Source organism: Deltaproteobacteria bacterium (genome assembly GCA_019308905.1).
Lineage (GTDB): Bacteria > Desulfobacterota > BSN033 > WVXP01 > WVXP01 > JAFDHF01.
Map to the genome: position 1 here is coordinate 1 of JAFDHF010000067.1, position 22,544 is coordinate 22,544.

Sequence of the window (22,544 nt, forward strand, 5' to 3'; positions counted from 1 at the left end):
GGACGAGCAGTTGAAGATCAGATTGATAGATCCGGCTTCCGAAGTGTCGTTGTTGCGCCATTCCCGGAGGGAGCTAAAGACCCTCTGGTTCGCTCATTTGAGTCTCACCACGCTGGCGGCTTTGACTCCGGCGGACATCGATGTTGCCATTACCGACGAAAACGTCGAGCCTATCGACTTCGACGAAGAGGTGGATCTCGTTGGAATCACGGGCATGACGATACACGCCCCAAGAGCCTACGAGATTGCCCGGGCCTTCCGGGACCGGGGAATTCCGGTTGTCATGGGAGGGCCCCATGCCTCCGCTCTCCCCCAGGAGGCCAAGTCTCATGTGGACAGCGTTGTGATCGGAGAGGCCGAGGAAGTATGGGAGCAGGTCCTGTCCGATGCCGGGCGCGGTAACCTCAAACCCTTTTACAAGGCCAAAGGATTCTGCTCGATGGAGGGAGCGCCCCGTCCGAGGATCGATCTCCTGAAAAAGAAAGTCTACTTCACCACGAGTTGTGTTCAAACCTCCAGGGGATGTCCTTTCCGATGTGACTTCTGCTACGTCACGCAGTTTTTTGGGAATACCTATCGATGCCGCCCTGTGGACGAGGTGATCAAAGAGGTAGAGGCCCTCGAAGACGATTTTGTGGTCTTCGTGGATGACAACATCACGGGGAATCCCCGTTATGCCAAGGAACTCTTCACACGGCTGATCCCCCTCAAGAAAAAGTGGGCAGGGCAATCGAGTATCACCATCGCCAAGAACGACGAGATGCTCGGACTGGCGGCCAAGAGCGGTTGTGTCTCCCTTTTTCTGGGAATCGAGTCCCTCTCTCCTGAAAACCTCCGGGCCGTTCACAAGTCTTTCAACAAGGTGAACGAATACGAAGAATCCCTCAGGAAGATCCACGACCACGGTATCATGGTTCTCGCCGGGCTGATATTTGGATTCGACCACGACGACGAGGGTGTATTCGAACGGACCGTCCGTTTCTGCGAAAAGACAAGGATCGAAGCACCGTGCTTCTTTGTCCTCACGCCTCTGCCCGGTACGCCCTTCTATGACCGAATGGAAGCAGAAGGAAGGATTCTGCACAGGGATTGGTCGAAGTACACGGGGGCCGAGGTCGTCTACCGGCCCAAACTCATGACCGAGGAGACCCTTCAAAGAGGATTCAACTGGGCTTCACGCACGGTCTATTCCTACCGCTCGATCTTCAAGCGACTGGCCCATCCCCAGCAGCGGTTCTTCACCCGTATGGCCACGAACCTCGTTTTCAGACAGGTCTCCAGGCGAAAGCCGAAAACCCGCCTCTCCAGGGCCGCCAAGATTATCAGGAATCTGAATACCTCTCTGCCTGTCAGGGACAGGCAGACCCTGACCCCCACCCTAGGTTGGCTGACTCTTGAAAGAGGCCAACAGGCGGTACGAGGGATCACCGAGGCCCTGAACGTTCATGTCACGCGGAACGAAAGGCTCAACACCCTTTTTGTCCGTCTGGAGGGTTCCATGGACCTAAGGGCTGCCGAGGAGTTCATCGCCAGAATCAAGAAGGCCACCGACTGGGTACAGGACCGATTGGTGATCGATTTCGACGGGATCCAGTTCTTCTCGAGAAAGGCCATCCACCTCATGTTCGAGGAAAACTATCAGAAGCTCATCGAATTGAGAGGCAGACTCCGGATCGTGAACCTCTCCAGCCAGATACCGGATATCACGGAAAGCATGAGGCGGTACATCTCAGAGATTGAATTCAACGACGATTCGATTCCAACCCCTCAGGCTACCTGAAGAGCGGTTCCCCTCGCGCGGCGATTCTCATCCCTGAACCACGGGTGAGCGGATCAGAGGACAGATTCTACTCAGACCGGATCACGGCGGAAAGGTGGCTTTCCCCAGGGGATCACACTAGAATCTGAGAATCCCCCCTGCAAAAGGTCCTGAAATCATCAAGGTAGCGAAGTCCGGATCGTCTTCGACCCTGAAATCGAGGATTCTCCAACCACCGATAAGACTGAGATTCCTTATAGGGGAGACGGCCAGCCCTGCTTCACAATCGTAGGAGTACCCATACTTGCCCGCATAGATTCCGGATGCCTCGGCGAATAGATCAACGAACCTATGGAGCCGGATGTCACAAACCAGGCCGACCGTCGGGAATGCGCCCACGACCTCCACCGATTCCTTGATCGCCGGAGAGAGTTCAGGAGCGTCGAGGGAGGCGTCGGCCCAGAACCCCTTTGCCTCTAGAAGGGTCCCGATTCTTACCGCCTCGCCCACCCCATGGAAAAAGTCCCATATCCATCCGAGGCGGAAGTATTTCAAGTCGACATTTGTCACGACCCGAGTCCCTACGGTGTAGGTCTCACCCCCGAACTCTATGGTCCGGTCGATGTTACCGTCGCCCTCGTAGCAGGCCTGAGTATAGGCAAATCTCAGGCTATTCCTGGCACTTATGTGCCAGGTGAATCTTCCCTCCGGGAAGTTCTCGTCGCCCACGCCGAGGTCGTCCTTAAAGTCCACACTCGTCCCAATACCCGATTCCGCGTACCTGACCTTTCCATCGAGTCCGGTGAACCAGTAGCGACCCTCGATCTCGAACAGGATTCTTCTCTTCTTGTCCTGCTGCACCGCCCTGTCCAGCGGCTCTGACAAAAAAGAAAGAGGCTCGCCTCCCGCCTTCTCCCCTCCAGGAGTTCCATGGGTTGCAGCAGGCTGACCGGCTCTTTTCACGGCCGGAGTCTCCCGGGATTTCTCCGGCACCCCGGTCTTTCCCCCCTTCGGCCCTCCCTTTCTGAACTCTGGAGGGATGTTCTTATAGAGAGTTGTGAAGTGCGTATTGCCCTGTTCATCGACCCATTTGTAGACCGGCTGTGCCTGGGCCGCAAAGGTGACAGAGAACACCACAAAGGCGGCGGCAAGAATAGACTTTCCGAATCCCATGGCAGAATTACCCTCGTATCGCGTCTTGAGACCGAATCTTGAGATAAGAACCGAGCTGTCGAGGTTTCCGGGAGCGAGAGCGTGCTCCCCGTGGTTGATAGCATATTCCGTGCCAAAGATCCGTCATGATTGGTGAGATTCCACTCCGGCAAAAGGCCACCCTCGGGGCCCCCCACCAGGACGGGTGATCCGAGAAACTCTCTGATCTCCGCCACTCTGCGGTTCTTGACTGACGACTAGGTGGAGGGAAGCGTCGAATCAAAGGCCTTGTCAAACCCGGCCAGAAGGTGTACTAGGTTGACTGGAGTTTGGCGGGGAAAGGAAACCTTCGGTGCCACGGCACGGGAAGCCGGGCCTGGAGAAGAGGGATCGGAGGAGGCTTGATGACTGCAGTCGACGCCAGCACGGAGCGCCGGAGATTCAAGAGAGTATCGATCGAATTCCCCGTGTCCTACAAGATTCGGGGAACCACCATTCTGGGCAGAGCAATAAACGCCTGTAACCAGGGAATGATGGTGGAATCCTATGTCGGGGTCAAGACGGCACTCCAGATACTCGGAATGATGAAAAAAAAGCGAAGAAGCCGTGTGGGCCTTGAATTCACCCACAAGAAGACCTACCGAACCGAGGCTGAAATAAGGCATTTTCATTTCGATTTCTCGGGCAGTGAGCCTTGCCGGTCGGTCGTTGGGTTCTATATGCCTGAAATAACGTAGAGATTCGTTCAACAGCACAATCTCCATGGGCTGTTCGTTGAAATCCGATTTGTTTGCCTCAGGGGCCCTTGAAACTTCCCGGTTTTATCCAGTAAAATATGGATAAGGAAAGGAGTACCTCCTTTCAAGAATGCTCCTTCTACCGGTTTTGCCCTCCTTGACTGGTAGAAGGAGCTTTTTTTGCCTTATGAGGCCTGGTCAGGGGGCGTCTCCCAGGCCACATCCATCTCCACCGCCGGCTCTCGTGCCGGATGGCCGTGGACATCCGGTCCAAGACTCCGGGTACGGTAATGCAACGGCAGTTGCACGAACGAAACCCTGCCACAGGACAGTTCCCGGGGACTTCCCATCACAAAACGTATAACCCGTTGAAATACAAGGAGCATGTCGATTGGTCTCTATCCCAGCCTCAAGGGGCACTATTCTTGCCTGGGCCTGTAGAGTCCGGGCAGGCAACTAGCCAACAGGCAGACCGGGAGAATCCATGAACATCGAAAGCCTTGGATCCGAATGCTCGTACCCCTCGCGTGTTTTCCCAACCAGTCCACTCCACCTGGAACTCGGCGCTCTTCCTCCTTGCCCTGCCCGGCTCTCGAGACGGTCCGGCGATACCCTGTTCTCCCTCCCACTGAGAAGAAGCCACCCGAGATACCCTGTCCAGAAAATCGCCTCCTATGACTATGAGGGCAGGAGCTTCTTGACGTTCACTCTGGATTTGGGACTGGGAGGCATGAAGATCAAGACCCACCGCTACATCCGTGAAGACGAACGCCTGAGTTTCAGGCTCGTGCTCGACCGGGGTTTGGTTTGCTTAAAAGGAAGGATAGCCTACAGTCTGCTGCTCCCCGAATACCGGAATGTCTCAGGCATCCAGTTTCTCCAAGTCTCCAAAAAAGACTTGGGCCTCCTGGCCTTCTATCTCGACGCCCTGGACCGACGGGAAAGGAGGGTTCTCATACCAGATGGAAGATAGGAATTAGGAATCATGAAAGGCATCGGTCCCCGCACAGCCTGGGATTCTGACCGAGCGACAGAGGAGGAGCAATGATCGAGCGGCGAAACCACCCGAGGGTCAAGGTATCCCACCCTGCCCTCTACGTCGGCGAGAGTTACCATACGCCGAGGGTGGCCACAACGGTCGACCTCAGCTTGGGGGGTGCAAGGATAGAGACCCCTTACAGCCTCATCCCCGGGGAGCGGCTTCAGATCTCAATCGCCGTCCATCCCCAGGTGATCCAATGCCGGGGCACCGTAGTCCGGTCCCTCGAATTGACAGGGGAGAGGCGGAGAGGCGGAGCACGGTATGAGGCAGGAGTTCGGTTCGAGGAGATGTCTCTACACGACAGGCACCACCTGAGCAGACACATCACCCGCATCATGGAACCATGGAACTGAGGCAAGCTCACGTGCAGGATTTTCTTACATCTTTGTAAGAAAAATTTCCTAAGTGAAATAAACTACTCCGGTGGCCTTCGGGACTCACCCGAACCCGCCCGGCCTCCATTCAATAACATATCGACATCACATGAATAATCCCGCCAGACCCATGCCCGCAACGAGTGGCACCATTATTGCCAGTTAGCGATTGTGTCGTATCCTCGGACAAGTAGTAGAACAGAGGGCCGTACGTAGAGGTCCTGGTCGTGGCCGGGCTCCTCCGACGGCCCCAACATCGAAGCGATGACCCAGGTGAGACGTGGAAAGGAGAGAGACAAATGGAGTGCGAAATCTGCGGCAGACCTCTCAGGCGGAACAACAAGAGCGGGTATTGCTTCATCCATTCGAAGAGGAAAAACAGGAGATCCCTTCAAACGGTCAAAAGGAGATGCCTGAAATGTGACCGCGAGTTCCTCGCCTTGGGAACGTTCAACAGGATCTGTCCGAGTTGCACCGAGAAGAACAGGGAATTTGTAGACACGTCAAGATACCAAACAACCCTGAGGAGAACCTCCATGGGCCTTGGATGACCGGTCGCAATGCAGGTGCTGCTCTGCGGGCTCCAGTGAGGAAGACAAAATGAATCGGCTAGGCAGGGAGAGGCGGATGCATATCCGCCAAAGGGTTCGATGCCCGGTCTCTTTTGTCTCCTTTGACAAACTGAGAATCGGAGAAACCATTGACCTCAGCGTCGGTGGCATGAAAATCACGTGCCGTGCCATCCTTCTCAAGGGTGAGAGTTACGATTTCACCCTCGTCATGAATGGCAATGCAATCAACCCGAGGGGAAGGGTCGTCAGGCTTGAGACTCACCCGGAATTCAGCTACAGCGCCGGTGTCTGCTTTGTTCAGCTCCCTGCCGGACACCTGGAAAAACTGAGCGGCTTTCTTTCGACCGAAGAATCCTGAAGAATCGGCCGGGTGAGGACGACCTCGACGGAGCCTCCCTCTCATCGCCTTCTCACCCTTGAAACAGGGAGCCGCCGGACCGCCACCGACAGTACTTCTCTCTAGGGCTGCGCCTCCTCCTGCTCCGCCCGGACCTCCTGGACCAGCCGATCAACGTCCCGGCAGATCATTGCCGTACACTGGCCGACTGTCAGGTTCCCTTCAAAGAGGAACTGGAGGTTGTTCTTGAATATCTTCTCGAGTCGTCTGTACCGCGGGAACCTGGGGACGAACACCTTGTCGGGCGTACGGATCAGATCAAGAAAGACGGCGTTGTTCTCCGGAGGACCGGTATCTAAGAAAGCCGGGCTCTCGGCGACCGATTTCCTTGCCGGAACGATTCGCCCGCTTCTCGCCATCTTCTCCATTGCCTTTTTCCCGGTAAAGAATTTGAGGAATCGCCACGATTCCTCCGGCAGCCGGCTGCCGCGTGAAATGACCCAGGGATTGAAGCCCCCCACGATGAGAGCCCTGGGCTCCCTATCGGGCCACCTCGGTACTGAGGCCACGTCCCAATCAAAGGGTAGGGTCTGGCGGAACGCGGTCACATCACCTCGAGTGAGCAATGCCATGGCCACCTTTTGTGCTGCAAAGGGGTTCTGGCTCGACCGGACATCCGGAGGCGGAACCACCCCGTACTTCACCCTCATATCGTACAGAAGCTGAACCACCGCCCTGCCCTCCGGGCTGTCAAAGAGGCACCTGCTGTTGTCTTCGTTCATGATCATGGCACCGCTCTGTCCGGCGAGGAGCTCGATTACTCCCAACTTCACTTTCACATAGGCACCGTACTGATCGATGGACCCGTCACCGTCAAAATCGCGTGTCAGCTTCCTCGCCACCTCCAAAAAGGCTTCCCAAGTCCAGGTTCCATCGGGAAAAGCAAGCCCGGCTTTCTCGAAAATGCCCCGGTTGTAGAATACGGCCCAACCGACGATATCAACCGGCAGACCATAGATATGCCCCTCATCTTCACAACCCATCAGGGCAGCGGGAAAGAAATCTCCCAGGTCGATCTCTGTACGATCCCGCCTGATGTATTCATCCAGAGCGAGCAGGGCTCCCTTTTCCACAAAGAGAGGGAAATAACTATTGGCCAGCCGCATCACGTCGAGCCTGCTGCGGGCTGCACACATGGTCAGAATCTTCCGGTGATAGTGACTCCACGGGAGCATCATGAGTTCGACTCTGATATCAGGATTGCTCCTCTCAAAATCCTCTACCACCTCACGGTAGAGCTGGTTGGAGGTCGGAGAGCCCCACACGGTGAACCTGATGGTCTTCTTCCCGGTTCGGTCTTCTCTTTGACAGGCGCCAACGGCTGCCATGGCACAGAGAAGGAGAACACCGAGGATGAGCGGGAGGTTTCTTCCCGATCTTCTTACCATTGGAGGATCCACCGATCAAAACCGCTGCCCTTTTCAGGCGGGATTCTCTGCGGTAAAAGCGATAGAATCACCGGAAAAGCCCGGAAAACAACCGTCAGAAATGGTATAAGTATATGCTTCTCTTGTCGTGGGACGATTCCCGCCAGGAAGAAACTCCTGAAAGGAAGAGTGAAGATCCTTGAATTCTCGACTCCCCTTGAAACCACTTCTCATTCTTACCGCTGTCTACTATATGAGCTTTCTCTCGCGGATTATAATCGCCCCCCTCCTTCCCCTCCTAGAGGTGGAATTCGACCTAAGACACAGTCAGGCAGGCGGTCTCTTTCTATTTATCGCCGTCGGACAGTGCCTCGGATTCCTGGCCTCCGGAATCGTCTCCTCCCGGCTGACCCATCGCTTCACCATCTTCGCCTCGGGCATAATCGTAGGAGGAGCAATGCTGGCCACCTCTCATTCCAAGGCTGCCCCGGACATATGTAGGTGGCTTTTTCTCCTCGGCCTTGGTGAAGGACTCTACTTCCCCTCGGGGATCGCCGTCCTGACGGAACTGGCCGCCAAAGAAGATTGGGGCAAGGCAATGGCCATTCACGAATTGGCCCCGAATCTCGCTCTTGTCACTGCTCCCCTCCTGGCTGAAGCTCTGCTCCTCGTCGTGTCCTGGCGCGGCGTCATGATCACACTGAGTATTTCGGCGCTGCTTCTGGGCCTCGGGTTTCTCAGGTGGGGCCGGGGAGGGAATCAAAGGGGCACCCCGCCGAAACCCCGAAAGATGATGGAAATTCTACGGGAACCCCAATTCTGGGTTGTTGCAGCGGCCTTTGCCTTCGCACTGGGTGCGGCCGACGGCCTATACGCAATACTGCCACTGTTTCTCGTCGACGAGATCGGGCTTGAAAGGCAGTTTGCGAACACCATCATCGGGCTTTCCCATATCTCCGGGGTCTTTATCATCTTTTTCTCGGGCGTTGTTACCGATCGCATCGGGGCCCGGCGTTCCGTAGCCATTTTCACAGGGGCAACAGCCGCCTCCACACTCATGTTGGGGGTCTTCCGTGGTTCTCTCCTCACGCCCGCCCTGGTGTTCCTCCAGGCAACATCCGTGGCCTGTTTCTTTCCCCCTGCCCTGGTCATAGCTTCCCTGACTTTTCCATCCACCGTGAGAAATCTAGCTCTCTCCCTAGTACTCATAACCGGCATTCTCTTTGGCGAGGGAGTCATGCCCCCGACGGCCGGCTATCTTGCAGAGGCTGTATCGTTCCCCTTTGCCATCTGTTTCGTCGGAACTCTGGTCCTGAGCGTGCTCGGTCTCCTCTTTTTCCTCCCCCCCAGTCCGGACGGGGATTGAGCCCGACCCTGGGTCACCGTGGAGACACCTTCCGCTGCCTGATTTCTGCCAGGTCATGGGTCAACTCATCCAGCTGGTCGAGGCTCATTGCGTTCGATGCCAGGAAGCAGAAGTCCATGTAAGTCTTATAGTCGATTATGTTCGCCTCCATCAAGATCCGCAATTCTTCCTTGATGCTGGAAAGCCTTGCCTTGAAAACCGCGGTCTCCCTGTTCTCCCCCATACCGCTCCCCGTGCTTCCCTCCTTTGCACCTCATATCCAACAGAGGATTGCCCGTTCGTAGCCTATTTAAGCAGATCCACAGAGGAAGTCAAGGGAATTGTTGGCCCCCTCCACCGACAAAACGGCCTGACTTCCTCCAGGGCCAGGTTTTCCTCTCTCCCATGGGAATCGTCTGTCAAAGCCGGGCCCGGCTTTGACAGAAAACACGGATCTGATAGAATGCAGGAGGAGAAATCCGCTGCCTCACGGAGTCCTGCCATGGAGAGAGAAGACCTGATCATCTGCCGCTGCGAGGAAGTGACGCAAAAGGAGATTCTCCGAGCCATCCAAGACGGAGCCCGGTCCCTCAACGATATAAAGAGAATCTCCAGGGCCGGCATGGGGCTGTGCCAGGGCCGGACCTGTCACAGGCTGGTGAGTCAGTTGCTGGAAAGTCGCAGCGCTCTCCCGCTTGGAGAATCCCTCAAACCACCGACTTTTCGCCCGCCGCTTCGACCGATCAAACTCGCAGATCTGGCACTGGAAGAATCAGGTTGATGGAGGAGGAACTCCGGTGATACCGAGGGAAGCCGAAGTCGTGATCATAGGGGGCGGCATCATCGGTTCTTCCGTCGCCTATTTCTTGTCACAGGCAAAAAGGAAGGTCGTCCTCCTGGAAAGAGGCGACATGGCCGGGGAAGCATCAGGAGCAAACGGTGCTTTTGTCTGGACATCTACCAGGAGACCAGGCATCGACCTGGATCTTGCCCTGGCCAGTATTGAAATCCACAAGCGGCTAGGGGAGGAACTCGATGTCGATACCGAATACAGGCGGCCCGGAGGGCTGCTCGTCATTGAGAACGAGCAAGACCTTCCCGTCATGGAGAGGTTCCGCAAGGAGAGAGAGGATGCCGGCTTCGTTTTGACCATGTTGGACTCCAGGGAAGCCAGGGAGTTCGAACCCCTCTTGTCGGAGAGGATCGCGGGGGCTCTTTACAACCCTCTGGACGGTGGAACCAACCCCTTCAATCTTGTTCTGGGATTGCAGAGGAAGGCCGAACAGATGGGCGCGAGGGTTTTCCATCATACCGAGGTCCAGGGAATCCGATTGGAGGACAACAGGGTCAGAGGGGTGATCACCGCCAGAGGGATCGTGAGAGCCGATCTTGTGGTCAATGCGTGCGGCGCCTGGGCACCCTTCATAGGAGAAATGGTCGGGATCAAAATCCCCATCATTCCCAGTGCAATGGAGTTTGTCGTGACAGAACAGATGCCACCCGTAATCTCCCATATCATCATGGGCGCCGCCTATGTGACCGGGGAGTATGCCAAAGAAGAGATGATCGGCCATCAGGGGAGATTCGGTTGTGGTCTCTGTGTTCATCAAACGGTCTCAGGCAATATCCTTCTAGGAGCGACCTGGAGATTTGTCGGTTATGACAAGAGAACCAGCTATGAGGAGACGAGGGCGATTGCCAGGGAGGTGGTGAGGCTATTCCCACAGCTCGGGAGTGTCTGCGCAATTCGGAGCTTCGTCAATTTCTTCCCTTTCACCTCTGATGACCTTCCCATCCTCGGATACGTGGAAGGGATTGATGGATTTGTCATGGCAGCAGGCCACTGCGGACACGGAATATGTCTCGGACCGATCAGCGGCAAGCTGATCTCGGAACTGATATGTGAAGGCCGGACGTCAATTCCCATCGACGAACTCGGCCTGTGGCGCTTCTCCCAGTCGGGCAGAGCCCCCTCGCCGGGCAGGGTAGAATCTCTCTAGCCACAACTTCCCGCCGCCCCCCGAGGCCCGCGGCAGTCTCCCTCCATGCCCAATAGCCCGGAACGGCTGTGTCCGCCCGGAGACCCGGGGCTCTTCCCTCACGGTGCCAGACCCCGGCACTGTAAGCAATGCCTTCGTCTCACCCCAGATCCTCGCCGCTCCGAGGTGACCCCCCTTCAGGGGAGTTTGGGGCCGAGCAGGCTGGTCTTCTTTTCCGGGTCCAGATGGCGGGTCATTTTCAGCTCGTTGAACTCGAGAACGGCTATCTCCGCGAGATACAAAACCTCGCTGTTGTTCTCCAAATGGCCTGCGTACACCTCTTTCTCGCCACAGGAGACCACTATGTGGAGGTGGGGCTCGCCATCGGCAATGATGCCGTTCACCGAAAGGAGCTCCAGCGGCTTTTGCAAGGTATAGAACCGATCGACCGCCGGAAAATCCGTGTGGGTCACATAGTGCATCTGGCACGACTTCAGGGTTCCTATGCCGGACACAACCACACCGTTTTCCACACCTGCCTTGGCGATGGCTTCCTTGATCGACTCCAACAGCATCTCCCCGGGTTCAAATCCTATGGTCACAACTCTCATCGGCCCTGCGTGCTCCATGATGTTCATCGGTCTACCTCCAAGATGTTCTGGACTAACGGACAATCACCAAGAGGGACTCCGGCCACCCGCCACGACGTCCCTTACAGCACGCAAAACCCCGTGCCGCGAGGCAACGCAGAACCTCGAACCCATCCTAGACCCTTCCTGTCTTTTGGATCGAGCACAATAAGGAGACCTGTTCCCTCTCCTCTCTTTCTCCCTCTTGCAGGGTCAGCGCTGCAGAGCCACTCCGAAGCGCCGGAGCCTTCGGTGCATCAGATTCAGCCCGGCACCGCTCCCCATCACCATGAGCGTCCCTACCAGGAAACCCGACGACAGCGAGTCCCTGAAGAAAACAATACCCCCGATACCCGCAAAGACAACCTCCAGCATCAGGATCACCGAACCCTCCGAGGCCTTACAGTACTTGAAGCCTTCGGTCATGAGAAGCTGGGCTATCATGAAGATCACGGCAACGGCGATCAGCAAGACAAACTGCTCGAAATCGGGCATTTCAAAGTCCTTGACAAGGGCCGGAAACGTTAGAACGCCTCCCACCAGACAGTAGTAGAAGTAGATGATAAGAGGGCCGTTTGTCTCTCGCAGCTTCCGGATCAAGACGACCGTGAAACCGGCAAAGCAACCGGCGAGCAATCCAAAAAGCTCGCCCGCGTTGAACCTGTGGGAACCCGGGCCGAGGAGCACGTAGATCCCGACCACCCCAACCGCAACCAGCAGGATCTCTCCCCTTGTCAGTGACTCTCGCAGGAGGAGAACGGAGAAGAAGGCCGCAAAGACCGGGAAAGTATACAGGAGCACCATGGCGTTACCAAGGGGAATCATAGAGATCGATTTCAGGAGAGAAAGGAAGGTCACGGTTCCAGCCACGCCCCTGACAAGCAGGATCCAGGTTCTGTTCCCTTTGAGAGAACGTCTCCTGGGCAGCAGGACGAACAGTAGGACAATCCCTCCCACAAGGAAGCGGGAAAAAGCGATCTCAACGGGTGGGACGCCCAGTGAAAGGGATTTGATCATCACATCCGCAATGCCAAAGAGGCACGCCGAGACCACCATCAGGAAAAATCCATTTGCAGAAAGCCGCCCGCCCATGATAATCCCGTCCGGGTCAAGAAGGAAGAGCCCGTCCTGTGTGAGAAACATATCAGAGGAGTTGCCTGTCGGCAAGAGCCCTCCCCAGACGGGCTCTCCCGCCTTGTTCCCCTCCTGCCCGCGGGTGCTGGATCGCTATTCGAGGAACCTGGCTTTTGTCGCGGACGCGGCAGGGGTTTACCCGGACGAACTCGGCCAGGCAAAGGCTGCAGGGGAAGCGGGCCAATTCCCCCTTGTTGACCTCCCTACCGCTAGGGATCGTTACCGACAAAGGCCTCTCTGAAGCAATAGACCAGCAAACTTACCGGGGTTTCCGAACAAAGAGAAACAAACAAGGCTCCTCCGGCCCGGCCTGCGAGGTTCCGGGCACCTGATGGCACTGGAACCCTGGCCTGGAATCTGGTGAAGAAGACCTGGAAAATGAGGCCCTACAGAGAGCAGGGGTATAACTCGATGGTTTTCCCGATTCGTACAAACCGGCAAAGAGGGGGCGGATGGAATCCCGCAAGCCGATAATTCTGAAACCCTACGGCTCGGTGTCCTGGGAAAGGGAGACTTTCGCTCCTATCGCGGAGGTCAAAGGGAAAGAGTCGGTGCACGGCCAACCCCTTGTGGAGGCGGTTAGAGAGGCGAGCATCCTTCTGGCAGACGTGGATATCACGGTTTCTCAAGATGTCGTCCGTGCCGCAGCCAAGCTCAAGGGGATCGTCTGCTTCAGCACAGGCCTGGATTACGTCGACTTGGCAGCCGCAACAGAGAGGGGCATCTATGTGACAAACGTCCCGGATTTGGCGACGGAGTCGGTGGCCGAGTATACGATCGGATTGGCTCTGGCCCTTGTTCGGAAGATCCCGCGCGCCGAGATGGCGGCGAGGCAGGGAAAATGGCAGACCCGGGGGACGTTCCAGGGCAGGGAACTAACGGGAAAGACTTTGGGAATCATCGGTTTGGGCCGAATCGGAAGAGCCTTGGCAACAAAAGCCAAGGCTCTGGGCATGGGGGTCATCTTCTATGACCCCTTTGTGGCAGACGCAACAGCAGGGCAGATCGGCCTGGACAGGGTCGACATGGACTCTCTCCTGGCTACCGCGGACGTGGTTTCGATTCACTGCCCCCTCAACGACGAAACAAGAGGGCTCATCGACCACGACAAGCTCAGGTTGATGAAGCCTTCGAGTTATTTGATCAACGTGGCGAGAGGGGCGATTGTCAAGGAGGATGCTCTGTACCGGGCTTTGAAACACGGATGGATTGCCGGGGGGGCCGTCGATGTGTTGGAGAATGAGCCTCCGGATCCGTCCAATCCCCTGCTGGCGTTCGACGAACTCATCATCACCCCCCACATTGCATGGAACACCCTCGAAGCGAGACAGAGGGCGCGACAAACGGTTACACAAGAGGTCATCAGGATCCTTCAGGGAGAAGTCCCCCAAAACCTCGTAAACAGAGAGCTGCTGGAAAGGGGCAGAACTCCCGGGACATGAGGATCTCGCCCGTGAATCAGATTCCCGCTCTTCGACAAGAGGAGGTGATGCCCTGACCTAGAAACCCATTACTCCATGGACGATCTTTCCAAATCGAAAGGAGGGAAGAAACGATGAAGAAAGCGATTGTGTCGATAGCCGTGGGGCTGGTCTTCGGTATGTTTGGCTGTCTCGGAGCCGTGTCGGGCAAGACCGTGAAGATTGGGTTTATGAGTCCCCCTGGCCGGTAAATATTCGGTTGCCGCCCAGCTGAAGGTTATCGAGAAATACCAGAAGCTGCACCCCGACGTCGAGGTGGAGCTTATACAGACAAGCTGGACGAAGTTCGACGCCGACCTCATCGCCAGAATCGCCTCGGGAATGACCCCGGATCTTGTCTATGAGGTCGAGGGGAAGGCTTGGTCTTTCTATGCGATGCAGGGCAAGGATTCGATCCTGCCAATTGACGACCTCATGGAAGAATACAAAGCGGAGTTCACCCCGAAGATGCTGAAGTGCTCCTTCATCGACGGGCACTACCGCGAGATTCCCTACGGGGTGGGTCCCGTGGTCCTCTTTTATCGAAAGGACCTTTTCGACGCGGCAGGCCTCAAGCCGCCGAGAACCTGGGATGAACTTTATAAGGCGGCCAGAGCCCTGACCCAGGACACCGACGGGGATGGAAAGATCGACATTTACGGGTACACCCCCACCTCAGGAGACTGGATGGCTCAGTACGAGTTGCACAGCTACTTGATGTCGAACGGAGCCTCTGTCACCGACAAGGACGGCAAAGTCGTATTATATTCACCCCAGGCTCTGGAAGCACTGAAATTCTATGTCAGCCTCTTCGACAAAGATATCGCGCCGCCGGGGGCGAAGAACTACAAATACGGAGACGCCCAGACAGCCTTCATCACGGGCAAGCCGGCCATGGTTTTCACCTTTGGGTATATTCTCAGGAGAATTGCAGAGCAGAACCCTGAAATAGTGCCCTACGTGAGGGCAGTACCCGTTCCCAGGAGGAGTCTCGATGTTCCCCGGGGGTCCAGCGGGGGACGGAACAGTCTCTTTATTCCCGCGGCAACCAAGCATCCAAAAGAGGTCAAGAATTTCCTCCGATTCCTCCTCGCAAAGGAAAACTGCCTGGAAATCATTCAGGCCTACCCGGGAGGAAATCTACCGGCAATGAAATCCATAAGGGAGTCCCAGGAATTCAAGGACAACCCCATACTCAAGAAGTTCCCCCAGGCGACGGAGACGTTGATCGACGAGTGCCGGTACGCTGCCCGCCCGGGTGCAGAGTTCGTGCAGAGTCCGTATGGGGGCGAATTGGAAGGAAAGCTATCTCTGAGGGATTGCATCCAGAAGGTAACTCTAGGAGGATGGTCTCCCGAAAAGGCTCTCAAATGGACCGACCAGAGAATTCGCGAGATGTTTGAATCAAAGTGATGATCCATGAATCGAGCAGAAAAGCAGGGGGCAGAGTCTTCCCCCGCTTTTCTGCCTTTGTTTTTCCGCTCTTCGATAAAACCTGAAAAAACGCAAAAGGCATTGGAACAAGGAGGAAAACGACGTGAGAGTGAAGGTCCTAGGTATCTCCGGAAGTCCGAGGCACGGCAACACCGATATCCTGGTGAGAGAGGCGCTTTCCGCTGCGGGAGAGCTGAAGGATGTCGAGACCGAGTTCATCTCTATGGCCGACTGCCGTATCGCGGGGGGCTGCAAATCAACCTACCGGTGCAGGAAGGCACCGCTGGAAGAACTGTGCAGCGACTATGACGACGATGCCAACATGATCATGAGAAAGATGCTCGAGGCCGACGGTATTCTCGTCGGCGTTCCTGTCTATTGGGGAGGTGTTACGGCTCAGTTGAAGGCGCTGATGGATCGAACCATGCCTATCGAGTTCAATGGATACCCGCTCAGAAACAAAGTCGGCGGTGCACTGACGGTGGCCTTCACGAGGCAAGGTGGTCTCGAGCACACGATCGCTGAAGTCCACAGGTGGTTCTTGATGCACGACATGGTCGTCGTGAGCGTCGGCCCTGAAAGACCGAAGGAAGGCATAGGCTGCTTCTGGGGAGCAGCCGCGCTTCAAGGATGGCCGGAATCTGTATCCTTCTCATCGAACCCGAAGGGCAGCCTGTCCGCCGTGAAACAGGACAGCATAGGCATGAACGCGGCCAGATTCATCGGGAAGAGGGTGGTGGAACTGGCAAAGTTCATCAAGGCCGGAGTTTCCCAGATTCAGAAAGACGAACTGGTGTGGGCCCCCTTCGGAGGGAAGGACATCGTTTTCCATCCAGGCGAATAGGGCTCCACAAAAAGATCAGGCAAAGAACACCTTCTTGCAGGAATACGGTGAGAGAGGAAGGAGAGATGAAATACAAGGTTGCGGCGATTCAGATGGATATCAAACCCTTTGACAAGGCAGAGAATGAGAACCGGGCAATGCAGCTGCTGGATGAGGCTGCCTCCGAAGGGGCCAGGGCAGTCTGCTTTCCCGAATACTTTCTGACAGGACCGCCCCAGCAGGGACAGACCATGGAAGAGATCAGAAATCTCGCCGAAACGATTCCCGGCCCGGTCACTTCGAGACTCGCTGAAAAGGCGGCCCGACACGGCCTCTTCATCGTGGCTGGCAGCATGCTGGAACTGAGACAGGACAGGCTGTACAATACAAGCGCTCTGATCGATTCCAAGGGCGAGCTCGTCGGAACCTTTCAGAAGGCCCACTCCGAGAACGCACCGGCCAAATACGAACCCGGCTGCGGCGTACTGCCCGGAACCGGCGAATACCCGGTTTTTGACACCGAAATCGGCAAGATCGGAATCATGATAGACATGGACGGAACCTGTCCCGAGGTTCCCAGGATACTCGGGTTGAAGGGCGCCCAGGTGATTTTCTGGCCTGTAAACTGGAGTGCGAAATTCATCAAAACCATCGACGTCCTCGGCAAGGCCTCGTCGATCTACAGTCATGCCTACATCGTCTCTGCAAATCCCGTAGGGTGGCGTCAAAAGGCCCCTCTCCACAAATGGGCCTTCATGGGGGCCTCACACGTCGACCTGATGTACGGCGGGGGAAGCGGGGTCATCTTCGGGGTGAAATACCTGGCCGCCGTGTCTGATTTTGCCCAGGGCATGGCCATCGCTTCGATCGACACTGAAAACAGCATGCAGGCCAGGAGGAATGACGCAGAGATCTATCCCAACTGGAGAAGACCGGAAACGTACAAGACCCTTGTGGATCCGAAGTATACATCTCCGACAATCATCGGATAGCCGTTATCCCGCGGGAGGTCTACCTTCTCCAAACAAGCGGTCAAGGATGACAACCGCGGCATGGTCGATCAGCGGCGGGCCTCTTTGCCTTTGCGGCTCTCCGCCTTCAGCCGTGCAAAGAGGTCCGGACCGGATACCGAATCGAGGAGAGAAAAATGATCCCCATGGAATTGGGAAAGGTTGCGAAAACCATTCTTAGGACGTGTGTCAATGCGGTGCCGAGCGAAAACATTACGATCATAACCGACTCTGGTTACAGTCAGGAGCTTATCGAGTCCTTGCTGGTTGTGGCTCAGGCCGAGGGGATCGGGGCGAGTCTTATCACATTGGCGCCTTCGGATGTCATGTCTCCGCCGAGTAGTGTCGTCGAGGCTCTCAAAGAGACAGACGCGGCGATAATCTGTACGAGTACGAGTTGGAGGTTCTCCTCACAAGCGACCAAAGCAGCCCTTGCCGCCAAGAGCCGCGTCCTCTCACTCTCCCGGTTTTCTGAAGCAGATCTCACCAGGGCGATCCCCGTGGACTACGATCAAATCAAAAGGGACATCGAGAAGATCATAAGCCGGCTGAAGGACACATATACGGTCCACATCAAGACAGAGGCCGGTACTGATGTGAGGTTGGAAGGTGAGGGCAAGACCGTCATGTTTGAGGACGGAATCGTCAAGCCCGGAGAATGGGACACGGTACCGGGAGTCGTCTTCGCGCCTACCGCTGAGGATAGAACCGAGGGGGTGGTGGTCATTGACGGGAGCCTGGGCTATTTTCCACTGGAGACCGGGGATGTCACCCAGATGGGCATCGTAAAAGACCAGGTGACCCTGGAGATCAAGAAAGGGAGGATTGTCCATATCGAGGGAGGAAAAAGCGGTCGTGACCTTCAACGGATCATCACAAGAGGTGGGGATAATGCGGATGTCATCGCAGAGTGGGGAATCGGGCTAAACCCGGGAACCAAGCTGTCCGGCAATTTCCTCGCAGATGAATCCCTCTACGGAGCGGCCCATTTCGGAATCGGAGCGAACACCCAGATGGGAGGAAAGACGCGCTGTAAACAACACATCGACACTATCTGCTTGGATATCACTCTCCAGATAGACGGAGAAACCGTGATGAAGGAAGGAACTCTCATGGTATAGGCGTCCCTGGGGGGATGTTCTCGCCAGGGAGACCAAGAGGAACAGCGGATTCATCTCTTGGCTCCACATCGGGAGAAAGCAATCGATGCGAATAGGCCTGATCCAGATGGCCCCCTTTTACGGAGAGGGCAGTATCACCCGAAGAACTGTCGATGCCAACCTTGAAAAGTCGTGCGAGCTGATTGACAGGGCGGCCCAGAGGGGACCTGCTGCTCTTTGCTTCCCCGAGTTCAGCTTCTCTGGACCGGTATCCCTGATCGAACACCTGGACGACGTTGCCGATACGATACCAGGGCGCATCACCGACTGCCTGGGGGAAAAGGCCAGGCAACACGGCCTCTATGTGGCCACCAACCTCTTGGAAAAGGGGAAGGAGGGCTATTTCAATGCCGCAGTCCTCATAGGCCCTGAGGGAAGACTCCTCTTGAGGTATCGAAAGGTCCACCTCTACCCGACGGAACGCTTTCTTGCCTCGGGCAGGGAGTTTCCGGTCTGCAAAACCCCACTGGGCGGAGTCGGCCTGCTGGTGTGCTACGATCTGGCCTTCCCCGAAGCTGCTGGATTTCTGGCGGCCAGAGGGGCAAAGATCATCTTCTGCCCAACCATGGCATTAGACCGGACACTGGCACTGCTCAAACATTGCGCCAGGGCGCGGGCGGTTGAAAACGGGATATTCCTTATCGTGGTGAACATGGTCGGTTATTTCCCGGTAGGGGATGAGCACGCCGATGGCAAGAGCTTTCTTGTTCATCCAACCGGCAGGGTGACCCAGTTCGGACCCGGGGAGAGGATCTTCCTGTCGAGGGTGAACATGAGGGAAATAGACGAGCTCAAAGAGTATTGGTCGCCCTTTGAGGATCGGCAGCAGTTCCTCTATGGCCGTCTGATGTCAGGCCCAAAAGCAGAAGAGTCGTAGAGCGACTCTGCAGTGCATCGCTCCGATTCCGGGAACATAGACATTCGACGCTGGAGATGGGGGGATACAACCGATGCATAGCAAGCGGCTGTTGGCCTATGCCTTGCTCTCTCCGAGTCTAGCGATCGTCACGCTGTTAATCGTATATCCATTCTTCAATGGAATCTGGCTGAGTCTGCACACCAAACATCTCTTGCGGCCGGGGATGCATTTTGTCGGTCTCAAGAACTTTGTCTACCTATTCCGCAATGACCAGTACTGGATGGATTTTTGGAATACGGTTCTTTGGACCGCCGGTTCTGTGGCCTTACAGCATCTCGTGGCACTTCCGATCGCCTTGCTCCTCAATCAAAAGATCAAGTTCCGATTCCTGTTCAGGGGAATCTTCCTGATTCCATGGGTTTGTCCGGTCGTCGTCTTCGCTCTTCTATGGCAGTGGTTATACAACGATCTCTATGGAGTGATCAACTATCTTCTAATAACCATGGGAGTCATTGACACACCGATCATTTGGTTGGGTAGCAAGAACACGGCCATGATATCGGCCATTGTGGCGAACACGTGGAAGGGTTTCTCTTTCCCCATGATCGCGATGCTGGCCCAGTTGCAGATGATCCCGTCCGAACTCTACGAGGCTGCAGGAATCGATGGTGCGTCGAAATGGCAGCAGTTCGTTCATATCACTCTACCGTACTTGAAAGCGCCGACCGTCATAACGACTCTAATTGTTTCGATCTGGACGTTCAACAACTTCGGGACCATGTACCTGCTCACAGGAGGAGGGCCTGTCAAGGCTACCGAAACCCTCTCGATCCTTGCCTACCTGACTTCTTTCTCAGAGCTGCGGTTGGGAAGAGGGGCGGCAATCACCGTGACCATGATGTTTGTCCTCCTGGTCATTTCCCTGATCTATCTGAACAGGGCCAAGATTGAGGAGGAGTGATCTCCATGGCAGCAAGACGCGCGCACCGCGAAACAAGAATCCTACGTGACCTTCTCCTGCACGCGACCGTCATCCTTGTCGCTTTCGTCATCATATTTCCATTTCTCTGGATGCTTTCCACCTCGTTCAAACCTCTTGCCGACGTCTTCAGATCACCTCCAAAATGGATCCCAAGCCCTTTCACGCTCAAAAACTACAGAACCATTCTGACCGACATATCGTTTTTGGTCTATTTCAAGAACAGCATCATCGTGGCATCGTCGACCACGTTGATATCGGTAGCCATCGCCGTATTCGGTGCGTACAGTCTGGCCAGATTCAGGTTCTTTGGAATCAGGATATTTTCCCGGCTCATTCTGTTCTCCTATATGCTTCCCTCTGTCCTGCTGATAATCCCCCTCTTCGTGATTCTATCCCGCTTGAGGTTGGTGAACAGTCTGTTCGGCCTGATGCTGACAAATGTGACCTTCGTCGTCCCCCTCGCTCTGTGGACCCTGAGCTCTTTCTTCTCGGGCGGATACAGGGAACTCGAAGAGGCGGCCATGGTCGACGGATGCTCCATGTTGGGCGCTTTCCTGAAAATCACCCTCCCTCTTTCGATGCCCGGGGTCGTTGCGATCGCCTTGTACAGCTTTGTCCTGACCTGGAACGACTATCTCTACGCCCTCGTGATGATCAGCTCCGAGGCAAAAAAGACCCTACCCCTGGGCATTGCCGCCATGGCCACCCAGTACGACATTCGATGGGGGGACTCGATGGCGGCATCGGTGGTTGTGGCCATTCCGGTTGTTGTCTTTTTCATGTTCTTTCAGAAGTATCTGGTCCGGGGGCTCACCGCCGGCGCCATCAAAGGGTAGAGCGGGAACGGTGAGGCCGTGACCAGGAATTCATCCCTCCTGAAGTCGAGCCGTTCGACTCTTCATGGCCGGCTGTCAGGCCGGGTCTTCCGCCTTGTTCCCCGTCTGCCCGCTGATTTGAATTGTCAGAGGATGGGGTCGACCTGTTTTGGGCTCACCCCAGTACACGGTTGTGTGGGGGAAGGGGATTTCAATATTTCTTTCATCGAATACCTTCTTGATTCTCCGGTTGAACTCCCTGCCGATCCTCCATTGCTTTATCGGCTTTGTGGCGATTCTCGCCTTGATGACCACTGCCGAATCGTCAAAACGGTCTACGCCGAGGATTTCCAGGGGTTCCAGTATGTCGTCCTTGAACTCCGGGTCCTTCAGCATCGACTCGCCGATCTCCCTGAGAACATCCATGACCTCGTCGACGTTCTCCCTGTATGCAACCCCCACGTCGAAGACGTATCGTGAATACTCTTTGGTCATATTGGTAATCATGTTGATACTCCCGTTGGGGATCACGTGTACGTTTCCTGCGAGATCTCTCATCTTGACGGTCCGGAGGGTTACACCTTCGACCAGCCCCCCGGTCCCGTTGATCACCACCACGTCCCCGACAGCCACACTGCCCTCGAAGAGAATAAAGAGGCCGTTGATGAAATCCTTGACAAGTGACTGGGCACCGAAGCCGACAGCCAGTCCGAGGATACCTGCGCCTGCCAGAATCGGTGTCACGTTGACCCCCAACTGACTGAGGACGACGACCGCTCCCACAAATACGGAGGCTACGTTGATGACCCAGTGGATCAGGGGGATCAGGGTCCTCTTCGTTCTCCCTGGCTCGACGGCACGGCCCTTCGAATCCGTCCTGGGCTTGGCGAGTCGATCGGCTACAAAACCGTTGATATCGATGATTGCCATCACCAGGCCAACGGCCAGGGCTATGGCGATAAGATGGGACAGGATAGTCGATCCCAGCTCCGACGTGACGAGCCAGGAGACGTGGAGGCCCCAGAACTCCAGAATCGTGCCTGTACCGAGCGCTGCGACAACGCCTTCGACAATCCGCCTCAGGGTCCCGACGTATCGATTCGTCTTGGCCTCAAGGCCGGGGAACCGCGCCTCCATCTCCCGTCCGAGACTGAACAACCTGTTGAAAAGAGGGCCGATGAGGCGAAGTAAACCCCACAGGATCACAAGGACTGCGAGGGTCTTGAGGGTGGCAAAAAGGAGGAAAGAAACCCCTTCACGGTAGCCCGCCGCAATGAATATGAAGATCAACCATACAAAGCCACCTGCGGCAAGAGGCCAGAGCCGGACCGCGTGGAAGAGAAAACGGCTCCAGAAGGTCCGCCCGGCCCGGCTTACCCTGGGAAGGGGGTACATCCTCTTGATCTGAAAGAGAAGCACCGTTGCCAGCAAGGGAAAAAGGATGACGAGGATCCTGTTGATGCCCAGATAGACCGGAGGAGGCGCACCGAGGATCTTCAGAGACCGGCTCACAA

23 protein-coding genes are annotated in these 22,544 nt (G+C 55.9%); 17 read left to right on the plus strand and 6 right to left on the minus strand.

From position 1 onward, the window contains the following. On the plus strand, positions 1-1,780 hold a 1,780-nt coding region (locus tag JRJ26_17185), incomplete at its 5' end, for a radical SAM protein (GenBank protein MBW2059224.1). Between the two features lie 117 nt (positions 1,781-1,897). Here JRJ26_17185 and JRJ26_17190 read toward each other — a convergent pair. After that, positions 1,898-2,932, minus strand: a complete 1,035-nt coding sequence (locus JRJ26_17190) for a DUF4124 domain-containing protein (GenBank protein MBW2059225.1) — start codon at positions 2,930-2,932, stop codon at positions 1,898-1,900. 383 nt (positions 2,933-3,315) lie between these two features. Here JRJ26_17190 and JRJ26_17195 point away from each other — a divergent pair, with 383 nt between their 5' ends. The 5 genes from JRJ26_17195 (at position 3,316) to JRJ26_17215 (ending at position 5,994) form a co-directional block, all read left to right on the plus strand. Next, the gene (locus tag JRJ26_17195; GenBank protein ID MBW2059226.1) at positions 3,316-3,648 is read left to right on the plus strand and encodes a hypothetical protein; all 333 of its coding nucleotides are present in this window, start codon (positions 3,316-3,318) and stop codon (positions 3,646-3,648) included. Between the two features lie 484 nt (positions 3,649-4,132). Next, positions 4,133-4,621: a PilZ domain-containing protein gene (locus tag JRJ26_17200; GenBank protein ID MBW2059227.1), complete on the plus strand. Its 489-nt coding sequence runs from the start codon at positions 4,133-4,135 to the stop codon at positions 4,619-4,621. 71 nt (positions 4,622-4,692) lie between these two features. After that, positions 4,693-5,043 (plus strand): PilZ domain-containing protein, encoded by a 351-nt coding sequence (locus tag JRJ26_17205; protein MBW2059228.1) that lies wholly within the window; start codon positions 4,693-4,695, stop codon positions 5,041-5,043. Positions 5,044-5,363: 320 nt separating this feature from the next. After that, entirely contained in the window at positions 5,364-5,615 is a 252-nt protein-coding gene (locus tag JRJ26_17210) for a hypothetical protein (GenBank protein ID MBW2059229.1), read from the plus strand. 49 nt (positions 5,616-5,664) lie between these two features. Continuing rightward, complete coding sequence (locus JRJ26_17215; GenBank protein ID MBW2059230.1) at positions 5,665-5,994, plus strand: PilZ domain-containing protein; 330 nt, start codon at positions 5,665-5,667, stop codon at positions 5,992-5,994. A 101-nt stretch (positions 5,995-6,095) separates the two neighbouring features. On the opposite strand, the gene JRJ26_17220 is transcribed toward JRJ26_17215, so the two are convergent. Continuing rightward, on the minus strand, positions 6,096-7,421 hold the full coding sequence (locus tag JRJ26_17220; protein MBW2059231.1) for a sugar ABC transporter substrate-binding protein: 1,326 nt from the start codon (positions 7,419-7,421) through the stop codon (positions 6,096-6,098). A 178-nt stretch (positions 7,422-7,599) separates the two neighbouring features. Between JRJ26_17220 and JRJ26_17225 the strand changes: the two genes are divergently transcribed. Further along, complete coding sequence (locus JRJ26_17225; protein MBW2059232.1) at positions 7,600-8,766, plus strand: MFS transporter; 1,167 nt, start codon at positions 7,600-7,602, stop codon at positions 8,764-8,766. A gap of 13 nt (positions 8,767-8,779) precedes the next feature. Here the strand turns inward: JRJ26_17225 and JRJ26_17230 are convergent, their stop codons facing one another. Next, entirely contained in the window at positions 8,780-8,989 is a 210-nt protein-coding gene (locus tag JRJ26_17230; protein MBW2059233.1) for a hypothetical protein, read from the minus strand. A gap of 258 nt (positions 8,990-9,247) precedes the next feature. On the opposite strand from JRJ26_17230, the gene JRJ26_17235 reads away from it, so the two are divergent. Together JRJ26_17235 and JRJ26_17240 are read left to right on the plus strand one after the other, a co-directional pair. Further along, complete coding sequence (locus JRJ26_17235; protein ID MBW2059234.1) at positions 9,248-9,526, plus strand: (2Fe-2S)-binding protein; 279 nt, start codon at positions 9,248-9,250, stop codon at positions 9,524-9,526. 16 nt (positions 9,527-9,542) lie between these two features. After that, a complete protein-coding gene (locus JRJ26_17240; GenBank protein MBW2059235.1) occupies positions 9,543-10,745 on the plus strand; it encodes an FAD-binding oxidoreductase in 1,203 nt (400 codons plus the stop codon). Positions 10,746-10,921: 176 nt separating this feature from the next. Here the strand turns inward: JRJ26_17240 and JRJ26_17245 are convergent, their stop codons facing one another. Continuing rightward, entirely contained in the window at positions 10,922-11,362 is a 441-nt protein-coding gene (locus tag JRJ26_17245; protein ID MBW2059236.1) for a DNA-binding protein, read from the minus strand. Between the two features lie 204 nt (positions 11,363-11,566). Beyond that, positions 11,567-12,520: a DMT family transporter gene (locus JRJ26_17250; protein ID MBW2059237.1), complete on the minus strand. Its 954-nt coding sequence runs from the start codon at positions 12,518-12,520 to the stop codon at positions 11,567-11,569. Between the two features lie 419 nt (positions 12,521-12,939). Between JRJ26_17250 and JRJ26_17255 the strand changes: the two genes are divergently transcribed. The 8 genes from JRJ26_17255 to JRJ26_17290 all read left to right on the plus strand — a co-directional run bounded on the left by JRJ26_17255 (position 12,940) and on the right by JRJ26_17290 (position 21,051). Further along, entirely contained in the window at positions 12,940-13,929 is a 990-nt protein-coding gene (locus JRJ26_17255; GenBank protein MBW2059238.1) for a C-terminal binding protein, read from the plus strand. A gap of 219 nt (positions 13,930-14,148) precedes the next feature. Then, a complete protein-coding gene (locus tag JRJ26_17260; GenBank protein ID MBW2059239.1) occupies positions 14,149-15,360 on the plus strand; it encodes a sugar ABC transporter substrate-binding protein in 1,212 nt (403 codons plus the stop codon). Between the two features lie 130 nt (positions 15,361-15,490). After that, positions 15,491-16,225, plus strand: coding sequence for a flavodoxin family protein (locus JRJ26_17265; GenBank protein ID MBW2059240.1), 735 nt, complete (start codon positions 15,491-15,493; stop codon positions 16,223-16,225). A gap of 65 nt (positions 16,226-16,290) precedes the next feature. Then, complete coding sequence (locus tag JRJ26_17270; protein MBW2059241.1) at positions 16,291-17,196, plus strand: carbon-nitrogen hydrolase family protein; 906 nt, start codon at positions 16,291-16,293, stop codon at positions 17,194-17,196. A 164-nt stretch (positions 17,197-17,360) separates the two neighbouring features. Then, positions 17,361-18,335 carry a hypothetical protein gene (locus JRJ26_17275; GenBank protein MBW2059242.1) on the plus strand — a complete coding sequence of 325 codons (975 nt, stop codon included), beginning with the start codon at positions 17,361-17,363 and terminating at the stop codon, positions 18,333-18,335. 85 nt (positions 18,336-18,420) lie between these two features. Then, a complete protein-coding gene (locus JRJ26_17280) occupies positions 18,421-19,251 on the plus strand; it encodes a carbon-nitrogen hydrolase family protein (protein MBW2059243.1) in 831 nt (276 codons plus the stop codon). Between the two features lie 73 nt (positions 19,252-19,324). Then, the gene (locus JRJ26_17285) at positions 19,325-20,194 is read left to right on the plus strand and encodes a sugar ABC transporter permease (GenBank protein ID MBW2059244.1); all 870 of its coding nucleotides are present in this window, start codon (positions 19,325-19,327) and stop codon (positions 20,192-20,194) included. Positions 20,195-20,199: 5 nt separating this feature from the next. After that, the gene (locus JRJ26_17290; protein MBW2059245.1) at positions 20,200-21,051 is read left to right on the plus strand and encodes a carbohydrate ABC transporter permease; all 852 of its coding nucleotides are present in this window, start codon (positions 20,200-20,202) and stop codon (positions 21,049-21,051) included. Between the two features lie 75 nt (positions 21,052-21,126). On the opposite strand, the gene JRJ26_17295 is transcribed toward JRJ26_17290, so the two are convergent. Continuing rightward, entirely contained in the window at positions 21,127-21,960 is an 834-nt protein-coding gene (locus JRJ26_17295; protein MBW2059246.1) for a mechanosensitive ion channel family protein, read from the minus strand. Between the last annotated feature and the right edge of the window lie 584 nt (positions 21,961-22,544).